General features: G+C 31.6%; 18 protein-coding genes. 4 read left to right on the top strand and 14 right to left on the bottom strand.

Translation table 11 applies throughout. The annotated features are described in order from the left end of the window. The first annotated feature begins 16 nt into the window (after positions 1-16). The 3 genes from M4I21_RS16810 to M4I21_RS16800 all read left to right on the top strand — a co-directional run bounded on the left by M4I21_RS16810 (position 17) and on the right by M4I21_RS16800 (position 5,525). Entirely contained in the window at positions 17-3,355 is a 3,339-nt protein-coding gene (locus M4I21_RS16810) for a SusC/RagA family TonB-linked outer membrane protein (protein WP_249560390.1), read from the top strand. An 11-nt stretch (positions 3,356-3,366) separates the two neighbouring features. Continuing rightward, positions 3,367-4,683, top strand: coding sequence for a RagB/SusD family nutrient uptake outer membrane protein (locus M4I21_RS16805; protein ID WP_249560389.1), 1,317 nt, complete (start codon positions 3,367-3,369; stop codon positions 4,681-4,683). An 86-nt stretch (positions 4,684-4,769) separates the two neighbouring features. Continuing rightward, a complete protein-coding gene (locus M4I21_RS16800) occupies positions 4,770-5,525 on the top strand; it encodes a LytR/AlgR family response regulator transcription factor (protein ID WP_249560388.1) in 756 nt (251 codons plus the stop codon). Between the two features lie 9 nt (positions 5,526-5,534). Here the strand turns inward: M4I21_RS16800 and M4I21_RS16795 are convergent, their stop codons facing one another. From M4I21_RS16795 to M4I21_RS16740, 12 genes are all read right to left on the bottom strand, one after another. Then, positions 5,535-6,041 carry a GNAT family N-acetyltransferase gene (locus M4I21_RS16795; RefSeq protein ID WP_249560387.1) on the bottom strand — a complete coding sequence of 169 codons (507 nt, stop codon included), beginning with the start codon at positions 6,039-6,041 and terminating at the stop codon, positions 5,535-5,537. A 52-nt stretch (positions 6,042-6,093) separates the two neighbouring features. After that, on the bottom strand, positions 6,094-7,308 hold the full coding sequence (locus tag M4I21_RS16790) for a hypothetical protein (protein ID WP_249560386.1): 1,215 nt from the start codon (positions 7,306-7,308) through the stop codon (positions 6,094-6,096). A gap of 22 nt (positions 7,309-7,330) precedes the next feature. Continuing rightward, positions 7,331-8,092 (bottom strand): hypothetical protein, encoded by a 762-nt coding sequence (locus M4I21_RS16785; RefSeq protein WP_249560385.1) that lies wholly within the window; start codon positions 8,090-8,092, stop codon positions 7,331-7,333. A gap of 194 nt (positions 8,093-8,286) precedes the next feature. Next, positions 8,287-9,789, bottom strand: coding sequence for an aldehyde dehydrogenase family protein (locus M4I21_RS16780; protein WP_249560384.1), 1,503 nt, complete (start codon positions 9,787-9,789; stop codon positions 8,287-8,289). Between the two features lie 194 nt (positions 9,790-9,983). Continuing rightward, a complete protein-coding gene (locus tag M4I21_RS16775; protein ID WP_249560383.1) occupies positions 9,984-10,817 on the bottom strand; it encodes a helix-turn-helix domain-containing protein in 834 nt (277 codons plus the stop codon). A gap of 18 nt (positions 10,818-10,835) precedes the next feature. Next, positions 10,836-11,375, bottom strand: a complete 540-nt coding sequence (locus tag M4I21_RS16770; protein ID WP_249560382.1) for a hypothetical protein — start codon at positions 11,373-11,375, stop codon at positions 10,836-10,838. A 145-nt stretch (positions 11,376-11,520) separates the two neighbouring features. After that, positions 11,521-12,174, bottom strand: a complete 654-nt coding sequence (locus M4I21_RS16765) for a sterol desaturase family protein (RefSeq protein ID WP_249560381.1) — start codon at positions 12,172-12,174, stop codon at positions 11,521-11,523. 345 nt (positions 12,175-12,519) lie between these two features. Continuing rightward, entirely contained in the window at positions 12,520-13,221 is a 702-nt protein-coding gene (locus tag M4I21_RS16760; RefSeq protein ID WP_249560380.1) for an SH3 domain-containing protein, read from the bottom strand. 80 nt (positions 13,222-13,301) lie between these two features. After that, positions 13,302-13,784: a hypothetical protein gene (locus tag M4I21_RS16755; RefSeq protein ID WP_249560379.1), complete on the bottom strand. Its 483-nt coding sequence runs from the start codon at positions 13,782-13,784 to the stop codon at positions 13,302-13,304. A 72-nt stretch (positions 13,785-13,856) separates the two neighbouring features. Further along, complete coding sequence (locus tag M4I21_RS16750) at positions 13,857-14,330, bottom strand: hypothetical protein (protein WP_249560378.1); 474 nt, start codon at positions 14,328-14,330, stop codon at positions 13,857-13,859. A 176-nt stretch (positions 14,331-14,506) separates the two neighbouring features. After that, entirely contained in the window at positions 14,507-15,295 is a 789-nt protein-coding gene (locus M4I21_RS16745) for a hypothetical protein (RefSeq protein ID WP_249560377.1), read from the bottom strand. 125 nt (positions 15,296-15,420) lie between these two features. Then, positions 15,421-15,786, bottom strand: coding sequence for a winged helix-turn-helix transcriptional regulator (locus M4I21_RS16740; protein ID WP_249560376.1), 366 nt, complete (start codon positions 15,784-15,786; stop codon positions 15,421-15,423). Between the two features lie 118 nt (positions 15,787-15,904). Between M4I21_RS16740 and M4I21_RS16735 the strand changes: the two genes are divergently transcribed. Further along, entirely contained in the window at positions 15,905-16,519 is a 615-nt protein-coding gene (locus tag M4I21_RS16735) for an FMN-dependent NADH-azoreductase (protein WP_249560375.1), read from the top strand. Positions 16,520-16,687: 168 nt separating this feature from the next. Here M4I21_RS16735 and M4I21_RS16730 read toward each other — a convergent pair whose 3' ends face one another. Together M4I21_RS16730 and M4I21_RS16725 are read right to left on the bottom strand one after the other, a co-directional pair. After that, positions 16,688-16,927 (bottom strand): hypothetical protein, encoded by a 240-nt coding sequence (locus M4I21_RS16730; RefSeq protein WP_249560374.1) that lies wholly within the window; start codon positions 16,925-16,927, stop codon positions 16,688-16,690. Between the two features lie 37 nt (positions 16,928-16,964). Beyond that, the gene (locus M4I21_RS16725; protein WP_249560373.1) at positions 16,965-17,429 is read right to left on the bottom strand and encodes a hypothetical protein; all 465 of its coding nucleotides are present in this window, start codon (positions 17,427-17,429) and stop codon (positions 16,965-16,967) included. Positions 17,430-17,475: the final 46 nt, after the last annotated feature.

Genomic DNA, 17,475 nt, shown 5'->3' with positions numbered 1-17,475 from the left:
ACCCAAAACCAACTTTATGAATAAATTCCTTTTTACGTTATTCTTCCTTGCTGTTACCGCAGCTTGGGCACAGGATACGAGAACAATTACCGGGGAGGTACTAGGAGCAGAGGATGGTTTACCGCTGCCTGGAGCATCGGTTTACGTCTCTAAAAATATGATTGCTAATGAAACGGCAGTTGCTGGTGTAATAGAAAATACATCTATTGGTGCTGTTGCAGATTTTAATGGTAAGTTCTCCTTAAAACTTCCAACTACAGTAACTCAGATTACAGTTTCTTACTTAGGTTATCAGACAAAAATAATAAACTTAACTAATGCAAAAAGCTATTCTATTTCTTTGAGTGAAAACATAGATAGTTTAGATGAGGTTATACTAACAGGATACCAAAAGGTAGAGAAAAGAAAACTAACTTCTTCTGTTGCTAAAATAGAAATGGAAGACATTGAGCAAATTGGTGTTGCTAGTGTAGATCAGTTATTGCAAGGGCAAGTTGCTGGTGTGGTTGCTACAACACAAACAGGAGCTCCTGGTGCGCCAGCTAAAATTAGAATTAGAGGTACTGCTTCTTTATCTGGACCACAAGATCCGTTATGGGTTGTAGATGGTTTGCCTTTAGAGGGTAACGATGTACCAGATTTTAGTGATAAAGATAATATAGACCAATTACGTAACTATGCAATTGCGGGCTTAAACCCTAGTGATATTGAAGATATTACGATTTTAAAAGATGCTGCTGCTACGGCAATTTACGGTGCTAGAGCTGCAAATGGTGTTATAGTAGTTACAACTAAGAGAGGTAAGAGTGGTAAAATGCGCGTTAACTTTTCTGCGAATACTTTCTTTTCTTCTAAGCCAAATTTTGACAAGTTAAATCTAATGAATGCCCAGCAGAAAGTAGATTTTGAACTAGGTTTAGCGGCACGTACAGATTTAGATTACAGAACTAATAAAGGAGAAATTGCTCGTATTTTAAATGCTTCGGGCGAATTAGGAACGTACCAAACTAACGGTTTTTCTTCATTAGATGCAGGTACACAAACGGCTATAAATTCACTTAAAAATAACAATGCTAATTGGGGAGATTTATTATATCAATCTAGTGCAAACAAACAATATAGTTTAGGTATTTCTGGTGGTACAGACACATCTGATTATTACTTTTCTTTAGGGTATTATGATGAGGAAGGTACTACTATTGGTACGGGTTTAGAGCGTTACAATATCACTCTAAAAAATAATTTTGATATTAGCGACCGTTTAAGTGCTGGTGCTTCAATTTTTCTTTCTCAGTCTAAAAAAGAATCATATTTAACGGGTACAGATGCATTTACAAATCCTGCTAATTATAGTAGAAATGTAAATCCTTATTTTACACCTTACGCAGCAGATGGCTCTTACAATTATGATCAAGATATAGAGGGTACAGATGGTAGGTATGTACCATTTAACTTTTTAGAAGAGCGCCAAAATACATCTTACGATCTAAAAAATCAGGCTATAAAAGCTATTTTTGATGGTGCTTATAAAATTACAAACGACCTAACACTTTCTACACAATTAGGGTTACAGTTTGATAAAACAAGCACAGAGAAATATGCAGCAGAAGAAACTTATTTTTCTAGAAAAGAACGCGAGAAGAGTAGACTTTACGATTCTAGCATAAGTGATTATTATTACTTTTTGCCAGAAGGTGGAATTATACAGAACTGGAACGATGACTTTTTTCAGTACAACTGGAAATCATTGTTAACCTATGATACTAGTTTTGGTAAACACGAAATTGAAGGTTTGTTAGGATCTGAGTTTAGACGCTCTAAATATACTAATATTATGAGTCGTGGTTTTGGGTACAATAGTAACACTTTAACTACTACGCCTATAATTTTCCCTAACGAAAGCGTTGCTAACGAGAGTACATATAAGATGTATGAGAAATCTACAGCAGAGAATGCATATGCCTCTTTTTACGCTACAGGTTCTTATACATACGATCGTAAATACACATTTTTTGGTAGTGTACGTTATGACGGGTCTAACTTATTTGGTGTAGATCCTAAATACAAATACTTGCCATTATGGTCTGTTTCTGGATCTTGGTTGGCTAGTGAAGAAGAATTTTTAAAGACTAGTGATATTGTGTCCAATTTACGTTTTAGAGCATCTTATGGTTTGCAAGGTAATATAGACCGTAATACGTCTCCCTTTGTTGTTGGTGAGTACGATAAAACTAGCATTTTACCAGGAACATCTGAAGAAACAATAGTGGTAACATCGCCCCCAAACGCTAAGTTGCGTTGGGAGAAAACAACAAATACCAATGTTGGTATGGACTTAGGTTTGTTTAATGGTAGAATTAATATTGCTGCAGATGTATACAGACGTAACAGTACAGATTTAATTGGTTTGCGCTCTGTACCATTAGAAAATGGGTTTGAATTTACCAACTTAAACTGGGCAGAGGTTACCAATAAGGGATACGAGATTAGCTTGTCTACTAGAAACATTGTAACTAAAGATTTTTCTTGGACTACAAATATTAATATCTCTCATAACAAGAGTACTGTAGATAATATACAGGTAAGAGAAAATAGTTTTTTACCATCTAGAGAAGGGTTGCCTGTTAACGCTGTATTTGCTTTAAAAACAGCAGGTATAGACGAAAATGGGTACCCATTATTTAAACAAGGAGATGAGGTAGTTTCTGCTGTTGAGCTTTTTAAATTAAAAGATCCTTGGGCAGATTTTTTCCCAGGATTTTTAACGGAATCTGAATTAAGTAATGAAGAATTTAGAAACTTGTTTACCTATGTGGGCGATAGAGACCCTAAGTTAAGTGGTGGTATAATAAATACATTTAAGTTTAAAAATTTAGATTTTACGGTTGCTGCTAACTTTAATTTAAAGCAGACAGTAGTGGAGCGCCAACCATACAATGGTACACAAACAGATCGTGGTCAAAATTACTCAGCAAGAATTTTAGATGCCTGGTCACCAACAAATACAGCAAGTAATTTACCTGCTATTGTAGGGGAGACTTCAGGAACTGGAGATTCTTGGATGGCATACAAATGGTTTGGAGGTATAAACCCTATAGAAACAATGCCCTTGTTAGATACCTGGGTAAAAGAAATGAGTTATGTAAGAATTAATAGTATGCGCGTAGGCTACAGTTTCCCTAAATCTTTAACTTCTAAGTTGAATATTAACAGTTTTCGTTTAAGTCTTGAAGGAAGAAATTTATTGGTGTTTGGTTCTGATTATGATGGTTATTTTGACCCTGAAACTTACGGAAATATCTACGCGCAGCCTATTTCAAAAACAGTTGCCTTAGGTTTAAATGTAACTTTTTAAAAAATTAAATTATGAAACACATACAAACATATATACTGGCTTTACTTACTCTTTTTATGGTAGGTTGTGACGATTATTTGGAAATAGAACCAGAAGGAAAAGTTATACCAGAAACTTTAGAAGAATTTAGAGCTGTCTTAACAACAGGATATAGAGTTTTTCCTGAGCAAAAATCTGTAGTTACCTATAGAGCAGATGAGTTGGTTTTAGATGAGAATAGCTTCAATTTTTCTGATTATAAAGATATTTATTCTTGGAAAGATGCAAATCCAGATCCGCAAACAACGCCGTACCCTTACATACAAATGTATAATTCTATCTTCTATGCCAACCACGTTATAGAAGATGGCTCTACAAACATTGAAGAGTCTCAGGAAAAAAATCAATTAATTGGTGAGGCTTATGCATTACGTGCATATGCCCATTTTGATCTAGTTAACCTTTATGGTAAACCATACAATGCAGCAACAGCAACTACGGACTTAGCAGTGCCTTTGGCCTTAGCAATAGATTTAGAACAGGTTTTTACACCAGTATCTGTACAGGCAGTTTATGACCAAGTTTTAAAGGATATAGCAACAGCAAAGTCTCTTTTAAATGTTACAAAGTTTGATGCTGGTTTAAATTACAGATTTACAAAAACTGCAATTTTAGCTTTAGAAGCCCGTGTACACACCTATATGAATAATAGCGAAGCTGCTTTAACAGCAATTAATGCAGCACTAGCACTAAACAATTCTGTTGTAAATTTAAATGATACGCCAGAACTACCAAATTTATATACATCTGCGGAGTCTATTATGGCATTAGAGGATGTGTTTGATTCTAGAGTTAGAAACAGTTCTACTATTTCTCCAGATTTGCTGGCTATTTATGATACTACAAACGATTTAAGATTTGGATTGTATTTTACAGCAGATGGTAGTAATTACAAAGCGGCTAAAGGTGGTGAGCAAGAACTTAAATGCTCGTTTAGAGTATCAGAGTTGCTATTGTCAAAAGCGGAAGCAGAAGCTAAATTAGACAACTTAGGCGCTGCCAAAGCTACATTGTTAGATTTCGTTAAAAACAGATACCAAACCTCTTATATGGCTGGCTTAACAATGGCTATAGATGGTATGTCTTCTACAACATTTTTATCAGAGTTATATAAAGAAAGAAGAAGAGAATTGGCATTAGAAGGGCACCGTTGGTTTGATTTACGTAGAAGCAACCAAAAAACAATAACACATACAATAAACGGAGAAGATTTTATACTTATAGAAAACGATCCAAGATATACATTGCCTTTTCCAGAGGCTGCAAGATTTAATAACCCGGAATTATAGTATTCACGAGTTAGTCGACGGACAATTATTGTCCAATTAAACCCGATAGTTCTATCGGGTTTTTTTTTTTTTGATAAAAAAAGAATATGCTTGTAGTTGTTGTAGAAGATGAAGATTTAGCAGCAGATTATCTTATTGGTTTATTAAATAAACAGACCGTTGTTCCTATTACAGAAATAAAGCATTTAACGTCTGTACAAGAAATGGTGTCTTTTTTTAGTACCACACAAGCAAGTTTAATTTTTATGGATATTCATTTGGGTGACGGCAAAAGTTTAGAAGCCTTTACACAAACAAATATCACAGCTCCTATAGTATTTACTACGGCTTATGATGATTATGCCATACGGGTCTTTAAACACTTTACAATAGACTATTTATTAAAGCCTTTTGAGTCGCAAGATGTAATTACAGCTTTGCAAAAGTATACACAAATAAAAGAGAATTTTTCATTTTACAATACGGCTAAGTCAATAGAGGCGTTAGAGAGTAAAACGTTGCAAGAACGCTTTTTGGTAAATTCTGGACATCATTTAAAATCTATAGAAAGCACAGATGTGGCTTTTTTTTATAGCGAAGGAAAAAATTTATTTCTATTTACAATTAATTCAGAAAACTACTTGTATAAAGACACCTTACGAGACATATCTGAAAAACTAAATACCGAAGTCTTTTTTAAAGTGAACAGAAATTATATTATACATATAAATGCCATAAAAAAAATTGTAAAACACAGTCCTCAAAAAATAGAATTGCATTTAAAGGTTGCCCACGCAAGCACAAAACCTATACTCGTTAGTAAGTTTGCTCTTAAAAACTTTAAAATCTGGTTAGACAAGTAAGGGTGTAAATTATAGTTTTTTACTAAACAATAACCTTGCTCCACGTTCTTTAGAGGTAAACTGGCGTACCATTTGTAAGTTTAACTTTTCTAATACTCTCCTAGATGCGTGATTTTCTGGGCTAGCCGTAGCCAAGATTTCATCTAGTTTAAGTTGGTTTTTAGCATAGTCTATCCAAAATTCTCCTATTTCTGTAGCAATGCCTTTCCCCCAAAAATTATCGTCTAATATAAAACCAAATTCATAACTTTCTTTGCCAAGGTAATTGCATTTTAATAAACCAGATACACCAATAAAGGCATTATCTTCTTTATTGGTTAAGCACCAGAAACCAACAGTTTCATCTATTGTGGTAATAAAATCATCTTCAACTATTTTTTGTAGTTCGTTAGCAGTTAAAACGCGCCCTTTTAACGTGTTTTGCATTACAAGTGGATTTTTGCAAAACAAGTCTTCTAATGGTTTTTTGTAGGTTGTACTTAAGGGCTTAAATTGTATTCTTTGACTTTGTAACATTCTAGTAAAATACAACTTTATTTTTAAACTTTAATATGTTTGGTTGTTATTACTAATGTCTATTGTCGCAAAGAATGCGAATATAGCTAGACTTACCATCTAAGACAGTTATAGCCGGACAACCAAACGATACGTAATGAAAACCAAATAACACAGAGGGTTTGTCTTTAAATAATGTGCCTGCCCATTGTTTTTTTTCTAGTTCAGAACTTTCTTCTCCTACTATAGAAATTGGAGCTAAACTAGCAGACTCTCCTTGGTATAGAATTTTGTTAAGCTTCACTTTTTTTTCAGCATCTAAAACAACTAAATGCCCATAATCTGAATAGTAATACGTTAAATCATCATTTATGAATGTATATAAACCTTTAAGTTTTTGATCTATGTTAACGTCGTATTGTTTTAAGTCTACAGGGAATTGACTAGGAGAAATCCTTGTCCATACCATAGGTTTCATTTTACCTCTTGTAAACGGATTTTCTTTGCCTAAATAAACAAAAGAGTTCTGATAATAATAGCCCCAATTTTTCAGGTGTTTTGCATCAATTTTAAAACCATACATGTAATCACTATCGGTAATTCCGCTAGTGTGACCTTCGTAGGGGCTTAAATAAATTACAACATCTAAATCTTTTAGATTAAAAGTTAAAAGTACATCTAACTCATAATTGTAAATAAACAATTTATCAGTTTTAGCTATTTTTGTATTTTTAAAAAAGTAATCTCTGTAAGTGTCCTCTATTTTTAAATAACTTCTAGATTCTTCTTTGCTTATACTATCTAAATATTTCTGAGGAACCATAGACACACCTTGTTCTTCTTCGTAGTCTAGTAATTCTGATAGATTTACAAAGCCTGGTGAGTTTTCTACATCGCTATTAGCATTTAGATTAAACAACTTAAACCCTGCATATAAATTTTCTTGATCGTTGTTTGGAATAGTTTTTTGTTCTTGGTTAAGTTCTACTTTGGATGTAGATAAAAATGCATTAAAAACATAAACGGTTTTATTGTTTTGCTGTACACCTACCCATTCTCCTTTTATGAGCTTGTTTTCGTCTTTAATTTCATCAAAAACACCTGTGTATGCAACAATTTTTACTTCTGCTAAGTAGGGTAGTTTTCCTAGTATTTTTCCGTTTGCATCATCACGGTAATTAAGCCCAGATTTAGCTGTAACAAAATAGCTTAATTGATCTTCTTGTGTAGTAAAACTAAATAGAAAATAAGGTAATATTAACAGTAGTAGTTTTATGTTGTTTTTCATATTTATTAGAGTTGCGTATTGGTTATTTTAGCTTTAGATAAATCCAATCTCCACTCCATTGTTGTCCAGTAATAGATTCTTTGTATTTTTTATTTACTACAAACAATCTTGTGTTTACTATTGGTTTTTTAACGGTGTCTAGGTTAGCATTACCTTTGTTTATAATAAGATCTAGGTTTAATGTATTATTTTTATTATCACGTGTAGATGTTATAGCTACTAAATTGTTATCTATTAACCAAGAGTACAAATAATAATAACCAGAAATATCTTCAGTTATTTTAGGTTCTCCGTGCTTACTGGTTATATAGCGTAATAAGTTCTCGAAATTTTCTACACCATAACTTTCATTTGTAGCAGCTAAAGCAATAAAATCATCATCAGAAGTTTTCATTATATTAATTTTTTCAAAATACATTTTATTGTAATAGGCTAGGCTATCGTTAACACGCCAAGATCCCATCGTATAATCTATACCAACAATATCATTTTTTTTATCGTCATAAAAATGACCTATGTGAATTGTATCTGTAGTTATTGAAAAAAAATCCCACATAGTTACTAAGTCATCTCCAAAGTCTTCTTCTTTTTTTTCATCGTTATAAATTTGAACTATTTGTGACTCGTACGTTTTTTCTTTTGCTATTTCATCTGCATAAAAATCATCTACATTAAAACTTAGGCTAAAGTTTTCTAAATCTAATTTGTCTTTTCCTATTTTTTTTGTGCAGGCTGTACATAAGATGGCCAAAACTAGAATCGTTAAAATTTTATTCATCCTCATAAAAAATCTTTGTTTTCACTAAGATAGAAATACTTGACTTATGACGTATTAGACACTTTATATTTAAAAGGAGGGAATGTATATTCGTGAAGAAAAATTTAGGGTCTTCTGGTTTTATTTTGATGTCGTATTAAAAAAGGCAGGTCTCAGTCAAAACTGAAACCTGCCCTATATTATGCATTAGAAAAATTTAATTAAAAGAAGCCCATTGGTTTCTTATCGTAAGAGATTAGCATGTTTTTTACAACACGGTAATGATCTAAGGCCATTTTGTGGTTTTCACGACCAAAACCAGATTCCTTAACACCACCAAAAGGAGCGTGTGCAGGATAGGTATTGTATTGGTTTACCCAAACTCTACCTGCTTGTATAGCACGTGGTACTTGGTATAATTCGTGTGCATCTCTAGACCAAACACCAGCACCTAAACCGTAAGGTGTATCGTTTGCAATAGCAATTGCTTCTTCCGTAGTTTTAAAAGTTGTTAAGGCTACAACAGGGCCAAAAATTTCTTCTTGGAAGACTCTCATTTTGTTATCTCCTTTTAAAACGGTTGGTTGTACGTAGTAACCTTCAGATAATTCACCTTCATAATTACCAGCATCACCACCAGCTAATACAGTAGCACCTTCTTCTATACCAATTTTAATATAGTTAAGAATTTTTTCGTATTGTGCTTTAGATACCTGAGAACCAATCATCGTTTCTGGATCTAATGGGTTTCCTGGTTTTACTAATTTTAAACGTTCTTGCATTTTTTCTACAAAACGATCTGCAATATCTTCGTGTACTAAAATACGAGATGGAGACGTACAAATTTCACCTTGATTTAAGGCAAACATTAATGCACCTTCAATAGCCTTGCTAAAGAATTCGTCATCTTTATCTGCTACAGACGGAAGAAAAATATTAGGAGATTTACCACCCAATTCCATAGTTACAGGAATTATGTTTTCTGCTGCATTGTGTAATACCGTACGCCCTGTTTCTGTAGAACCTGTAAACGATAATTTTGCAATACGTTTAGACGTTGCTAAAGCGGCACCAGCTTCTTTACCAAAACCAGTTACAATATTTAATACGCCAGCTGGTAAAATATCACCAATTAGTTCCATCAACATCATAACACTAGTAGGTGTTTGTTCTGCGGGTTTTACAACTGCAGTACAACCAGCAGCTAAAGCTGGAGCAATTTTCCAAGCTAACATTAACATTGGAAAGTTCCAAGGGATAATTTCTCCAACAACACCAACAGCTTCGTGTAATACAATACTAACAGTGTCTTTATCATGTTCTGATATACTACCTTCGTCTGCACGGATTACACCTGCAAAATAACGGAAATGATCTATACAGTAAGGAATATCTGCAGCAAGAGCTTCACGAATTGGTTTACCGTTATCTATGGTTTCTAGAGTTGCTAAATACTCTAGGTTATCTTCCATAACCTGAGCAATTTTTAATAACGCATTGCTACGTTCTGTAGCAGAAGAAGTACTCCAGGCAGGGAACGCTTCATGTGCTGCATCTAAAGCAAGATCGATATCTTCTTGTGTAGAGCGGGCAGCTTGGGTAAATACTTTACCATCTACAGGAGATCTGTTTTCAAAATATTGCCCTTTTATAGGGGCAACAAATTTACCTCCGATAAAGTTACCATACTTCGCTTTAAATTCGGGTTTTGTTACATTTGCCATATTACTATTTTTTAATTGTTTTTAAATGAAGCTTGAAAAAACAAGCGTTTGTAATTATGATGCAAATGTATAATGGAGTAGGAGTTATTTATTTATTGATAAGGCTCAATAACTTATGAAAACAGCTCAAATAATAATAACCGCTGTTGATTAAACCTTAATTAATTGCGAATGAACTGAATTAATGATAATTTTTAAATATCGGTTGGGCTAACTCCAAACTTATTTTTAAAGGCTGCACTAAAGTTAGACAGGTTGTTGTAACCGACCTCTAAATAAATATCAGACGCTTTTAAATCGCCTCCTTGTAAAAGTTCTTTTGCTTTTTGTAGACGTTTATCTTTTAACCACTTTCCTGGCGCTTGTTTATACTCTGTTGTAAAATGCCTTTTAAAGGTAGATAAACTCATATTACATAGAAACGCAATCTCTTCTAGCTTTAAATTAGAGTGTATATTGTCTTCTACAATATTTTTAAAAGGCGACACTTCTTTAGAGATTAATGCGTGTAAGTAATGCTCAAACTCGTTGCCATATTTATCTAGTAAATACAATAGTATTTCGTCAAATTTAAGGGCTAATATAGCATCGCAATAAGGAGAGTCTTCAAAGGTGATAGAAGATAACGAGCTTATAAAAGACGCAATATAGGCATCGTTTTCTATTACAAAATAAGGCACCTTTTCTTGATACGGCTTTACGTTTTTGGTGTATTTGCTTAAAAATTCGGTTAGTTTTTTTTCAGAGAAAAAGAACAATTTGCAATAGTAAATGGTTTCTGTATCTAGTAACTCTGTCCAAAGCCAATTTCCTTTTTTTAAGAGCAACGATTGTTCGCTATTTACAGCCTTAGAGGTATTTGCAAAATGCACTTGCTTTTTTCCTACCTGAAGAAAGCTAAACATATTCATACTTAAATTAACTTTGCTTTTTACAACATCGTTGGTCATTTTAAAATCGTACACAAAGATATCTTTGCTTTTGGTAGGATTGTCAATGTAAATTTCGGGTATGTTTTCTATGGGCATTTACTAATTTATTTTGTATTATTCTTTAGTATAGACAGCGTTAAATTGCTCAGATTTACCGGCAGACATTAGAAATAGCATTCCTATATCGTCTGTAGCCCTGTTTAGTACTAACTGCTTGTCTTTGGTAAGTCCTATTTCGTACTTATTATCACTTGTAAAAAAGAATATAAAAGGAACACCAACTATTTTAATTTGTCTTTTTACAGAAAAATGATTGTTCCTAATTCTGCCTCTTAGCATTCTTTCGGAAACTAGGACGTTCTTATGCCATAATTTGGCTTTTATTCTGTGTCTGTTCTTTACTTCTAATTCAATTTTATGTTCTTCCCAATTCGGGATTGTGTCTTTTTTTAAAAACTTCATTTGTTTCCATAAAGAGGCGTGTTCAGTTTCTAATTTATCTTTTGCTAGGTTAGAGTAAGTCCCATTAAACTTGGAAATAGTAGCGTTGTTAAGTTCTACTAGTTCTTCAGTTGCAGTAGATTTTATAGAAATACAACTACTAGAAAATGCAACTAAAATAAGTGCCAGGATTTTAATTCTAAAAATTCTCATATCTATAGTGTTGCATTAAATTTTATTTGAGCTTTTTTTCAGCATCTAATATGCGATAAAAATTAATGAAAATGGAAAAAATAATACAATCAGAATCCATTTTAAGATACTAGACAACAGCCTAATCGTCTTTTGTTTTTAGCTATTAATCGCTCTTTTCTGTTTTAAAGAGTTTATCCCAAAAAAAAGTATAGAAGCCATAATTTTTAAAAAATAAATGGTGATGATTTTTATGAAAATTATTGGTTGTAAAAATTAAGAAATACGGATTGTTAGCACTGTTATTTAAATGTGTTATAACGCCATAAAGCCAATTGAAAATAAGAAATACTATAAAACCATAGATAGATACAGGTAATACCATTGCAATTACAGTTAGTAATACTCCAAATAAAACGGACTCCCAAGGCGACATATAATACAGGCTTACACAATTAAAGCTATCTGTGTGTTCATGGTGTTTTAAATGAATTTTTTTTAAAAGTGGTATGTTATGAGATGCCCAATGTAAAAGATACATTAGAAGATCCATAACCACAAAAAGAAGTATAAAAGTGAACCACATATTTAGGCTAGAAAATGTAATTATGCCCTTTGTCCATAATATATAGCCAGGAATAGCTATTGTAATATTTATAAATAGGGTAAGTAGAGAAGATAAAACTTCCTTTTTATTAATTGTTGTTTGGTACTTAAAAGCTTTATTCCAAAAATAGCTAATGCCAATATTGGCCAAATAAGCAGCAATATTTAGAAGCACTATTAAAGAGAAAAAGGCGTATGGTTCTTTTAAATTCATTACTTTTTTTTAATTCTATAGCTTATAAATGGTACTACTAAAATGCAGTTTTATAAGTATTGTGTAGTTATTTATACTATTTATTTTTGTTATGATTTATACAGCTACTGTTATTCTTTTGATTTTTAAATAAGACTAAATTATACGCAAACAAACCGAGTTCTATTAATTTTGTATCTGTTAGGTTGTACGAACCATATAGATGGTCTTGTTTTACTTTTATTGGTTGCGTTGCACTAATTACAGAATCCAAATATTGTATGCCGTTAAGGCCATTTAAAAGACCAAAATAGCCATAAATAAATTAGAGAGTAGCATTTTAAAATTAATAGGTCTTTTTATTGGTTATTCTTCATCTGCCTCATTATAATAGTCACTAATTTTTATGATTTTATTTTTTCTGATTGTAAATGTTTCTTTATACTCTTGGCTAGGACATTCATCAAATAAGGTAAAATATTCAAATATTGGGTTTGTATCTTTAGTTCTTTTTAACTCATAATTTTCTTTAAACAAGTGCTTAATCTTATGTGTATAGACTATTTTATTAGTGGTTTCAAGTTTCACAAGTACATAATTTGCAAGGTGATTTGAAGTTTGAATATGCATTTCAATTGTTATGTGGTTGTTTGAATCAATATTTCTTACCTCATTATGGATCACTTCTAATTTTCCGTCTATTATTTTTATTTTATTTTCAATTTCGGGTGACGATTTGTATAGGTAGGCATTAAAAGCATAAACAACAGAGGAATCTTTTTTTACTCCAACCCATTTTCCATATAAACTTCCGCGTTTTTGGTCGTCTATCCAGAATAGTGAGCGATCTTTATTTTCAACAATAGCTACTTTAGTTCCATAATTAAACGTGCCTAAAATTTCGGAGTTTATATTTGGTTCTTTACGATAGTTAAGACCATTTTCGGCTGTAGTATATGCAGAAAATAATTCATTTAAGTTTTCGCTATTTCCCGTTGTTAAATGGTTGTTTTGTGCTAAGGAAGAAAAACACACAACTAAAGCTAAAATAGATATTAAGTTTTTCATAATTAGTACAAGGTTACGGCAATGGTTAGGACTTAAATTAAAGGTAATAAACTATAAATTAATAACTTGGACTGAGCCTTTTATTTATACCTCATTTTCGCCGTTAGTATCGTAGATTTCTCGTTACAAATTTTGGTTACTAGTGCTATTGAGTTTTTGTAATCTTTTTTTGATATTAGAATCTCTATTATACAATCACTTCTTTTATCTACAAATCTAAAGGCAGGTTTTAAACGATCATCTTTGCTTTTAATTTTCCATTTTTCGCTGTTTAGTGATGACGTATCTAAAACTGCAATTCCTTTTTTATCTTTTTGAGACTTCCAGTTTATTAAGGTTTCAATTCGGTATTCAATAGCGCTACTATCTACAGATTTTATTAATAGAGCATTTGTTACAGTTTTATTAGCTCTAGCTCCAATACCTGTAAAATTTGCAACCTGATTGTTTCCTAAAATATTTTTGTAGATGAATTCTTCATCTTTTTCTGTTTTCAAATCTTTGTTTTGTGCTAGGGAAGAAAAACACACAACTAAAGCTAAAATAGATATTAAGTTTTTCATAATTAGTACAAGGTTACGGTAAGGGTTAGGACTTAAATTAAAGCTGCTGAGCTCTTGTTTAAGAGTTAATTTCTAATTGTTATTAGCTACGGTGTTCGGCTTTTGCTTTTTTATTTTGTCTTTAATTTTATCCAAAATTCTAGATTCAAATTCTTTTTTGACTTTTGAGTTTTTCCACCACCAAAAATATTCGTTTGCATCAATCCAATTTCCAAGATCCTCTTTGCTTTTATAGCCAGAAAAGTACAATGTTGTATTTGTTTCGTTTTTTGGTCTGGTAAGTGCGTGTATTAATTGCTTCTTGTCTTTATATTCAAAATAAATTGAATACCAATGTCCGTTTTTATGGTCGTTTAAACTGTTTGTTTTTAGGTTATTTTCTGTTTTTACGGTTGTTATTATTTCAATTAAAGTTTTTTCGGAAATAGGTAGCTCGTATGCTTCAGCTTTGCCATAACTTCCGGGAGAAAAAGACCAACTTACGTAATATAGTAAAAACGCTAACAGGAAAATTCCGAATCCAATAAATAAGATTTTCTTTTTCATTTTTTCTTAAATTTTAACTTTAGAGTTCGATTTTTTAAATGATGCTCAATGGTTTATTTTGCGACACGTACTTAGCCCCAAATTTTTATTTTACTTTTTTTGTTCTAAAGCCAAATCAAAAAAAAATGGCTGGCTTAGCAAATACGCAAAAGCCTTTAAATATAGCGCTTTGTACTCTATTTTATATAGCTTATGTTGGCATTAGTGTTTATCCGCTCTCCTCTCAAGTATCTAAGATTTTCATATTCTTCCGATTTATAAATCCGATATACTCTATTTATTTCACCGCCATCTAATTCTTGAATATAGCTGTTAAGCTTTTCATTAGAAATTGATTTGTCAGCGAATACTCTAAAATGAATTTTATAGTTCAATATTCTTTTTTCATACTCTTCTTGAGGATTAATATTCTGTTTAAATTTTAGAATGTCAGATTGGATCGAATCAAGTCCGTTACCGTATTCTGTCATAATTTTTAGAGTGCCATTTTTAGTCCCGATAAATATCTTAAAGCCATAATTCCCGTCCAGGTCAAAATGTTCAATTTTAGTATTACTGGGAAGTTCAAAGTCAACCTCATTTTTTTTACTTAAAAAATTCAAATAATTGTCTGCTCTCATCAAACTGAAACTTATTTCTTCAGTTGAATCTTTGATTTTACAAAAAAGTGTATCCTTGCTTTTAGATAGAATATATGCTGTTTTAAATTTTTTAATACTATTGGCAGAAGGGCCAAAACGTAAATTATAATTATATTCTATTGTAGCGTTATTAGCTGTCCATTGAACGTTTTGAGAACCTAATTCTGTTATAATAAGACTATCTGGGTAAAAGAAAAATCTTGTGTACCCATCATTTTCTAATCCATACCACTTTCCATTTAATTCCTTTTCGTATGAGTTTTGACTGCATGACATTACTGTTAAAACGGCAATAAAAATAAGGATGTGAATTTTATTTTTCAATTTTATTGGTAATGTTTAGTTTAAGAAACGCAGTTTGGGTAATAAGGACTATCGTTTCGGTTTAGTACTTAGTTAAATATAGTATTTTGCACTCTATTTATTATAGCCAATGTTAGTCATCGTTGTTATTCATTGCTTATTTTGTTTCTATGAGTTAATCCCCAGTCCCTCATTGTTTCAATTACTTTATCTAATGATTTTCCATAATCTGTAAGGCTATATTCTACAGTAACGGGCATAGTATTAAAAACTTCTCTATTGACTAATCCATTTATTTCTAACTCTTTTAGTTCTTTAGATAACATTCTGGGAGTTATTCCTTCAATTTGGCGTTCTAATTCTTTAAATCTATGAATTTTAAAAGAAAGAGCTATAATAATTGGTAATCTCCATTTCCCCCCAATTATATCTATAACATCTCGAACAGGAAGAATAAATTTTTTACATTCTGTTGGAGTATAAATAGTAGTTTCACTCTTTTTTGTGCTCATTTTAGATGTACTTTAATAAGGTGGTATACTAAAGGATACTGATATACTTTAGTATAGTGCTATATTTTGTATAGCAAATTTAATATAAATTTGTTGATACTAATAAAAGAATATTAAAATGAAAAAAACACTAGTTTTAAGTTACACTCCAAGAGATAATTCAAACACAAAAAAAATGCTTGATTTCTTTATAGAAAATAATCAAGATAAAACAGAAATAACATTTGTTGATTTAGCAGAAGAAGCTCCAGATTTATTATTAAAAGAAAATTTGAATCTTTATGTAAATAGAAATTTTGGTGGTATAGAACTTACTGATGAGCAGCAGAAAGTTTTAGCTAAAAATGATAAAATGATGCAACAATTATTGGACACAGATTTTGTTGTTTTGGCAACTCCTATGTATAATTTTTCTGTACCTGCAACAGTTAAAGCTTGGTTTGATGCAGTTATACAAGCTGGGAAAACTTTTGGATATACAGAAACTGGCGTTCAAGGATTCTGTAAAAACACAAAAGCTTTGATATTAATAACAAGTGGAAGTGATTTTGGATTGGAACCTTATAAAAGTGTTAATTTCGCAACTCCTTTTTTAATAACAGCTTTTGATTTTCTTGGGATTCCTGCTGAAACAATTACTAAGTTTGGTATGATACAGTATGCAGACAAATTGGAACAAATGATAGAGGATGCAAAAGAAGAAATTAAAGTTGTAAGTGATATATGGTATTAAGCTAATTAAGGATTTCCCTTTTCAGTCAGCTTTTTTATTTCAAAGTAATTAATTTAGTTCTGATTTGGGAATTATTTACAACGGTTGGGTATCTGTAAAGTAGGCAATTTATAAGTGATAAAATTTGAGTAAATCCTATTTTTAATATGCATTGTTGCTTATAGTATTTTATTCAGATTCTACTATTTTTCCGTGATTATCAGTTAATTTAAAATTGACATCGTTTCCCTTCCAATTATTAGAAGATTCAAAAGGTAACCTAATTTCAAGGTATACTAATTCACTTTTTTTTTCAGTCTTAGTGTCTTGATTTAAAACTTTATTTTTATTTAAATTACAAGAGTTCAATAGCACACCAATAATTATAAACAGAAATTCAAATTTTATTATTCGTCTTGATTTTTTCATATTATAGGTTACGTTTAGGCTTTTTTGTACACAGTTTTTATTGGGAATTTAGCTGCCATACCATTCTTATTATATTCCACATAGCAAAAAAGTCAGAACCTTTTAATGCATAAACAATGGCTTTTTCATCGCTTTTTTTTGTCAAAGTCAATTCATTCCATTCCATTTTTGGTAAAGCACCGTTAAATACTTCTTCCATTTCCTCCTTACTATTAAGAGAATGAGTGTTGATTTTCTTAATATTTGAAAATAATAAGGATTCTGATTTTCTAGTATCTCCCCAGACAATTTTTCGAGTCCCAATAATAGTCCATTTAGTACTATTTGGTTGTGTAAGAAGTAACGTTGGTATTCCAATATTTTGGTTTATTATATATTCAGAATAATAGTCCTTCTTTTTTTGCGTAATATTTTTAAAGTAAAATGAATATTCAGTAGGAAGCTTATATTGTTCAGCTTTCCATACTAACCTGCTTGCGATATATTCATCGGTTTTCTGCATTTTTTAAATGGTGTACAACTTGCTTATATGCGAAACTATTGTTCCG

This window comes from Cellulophaga sp. 20_2_10 (assembly GCF_023476645.1).
Classification (GTDB): domain Bacteria; phylum Bacteroidota; class Bacteroidia; order Flavobacteriales; family Flavobacteriaceae; genus Cellulophaga.
The sequence above is the reverse complement of the archived record's forward strand: the minus strand, read 5'-3'. Positions and strand labels throughout refer to the sequence as shown.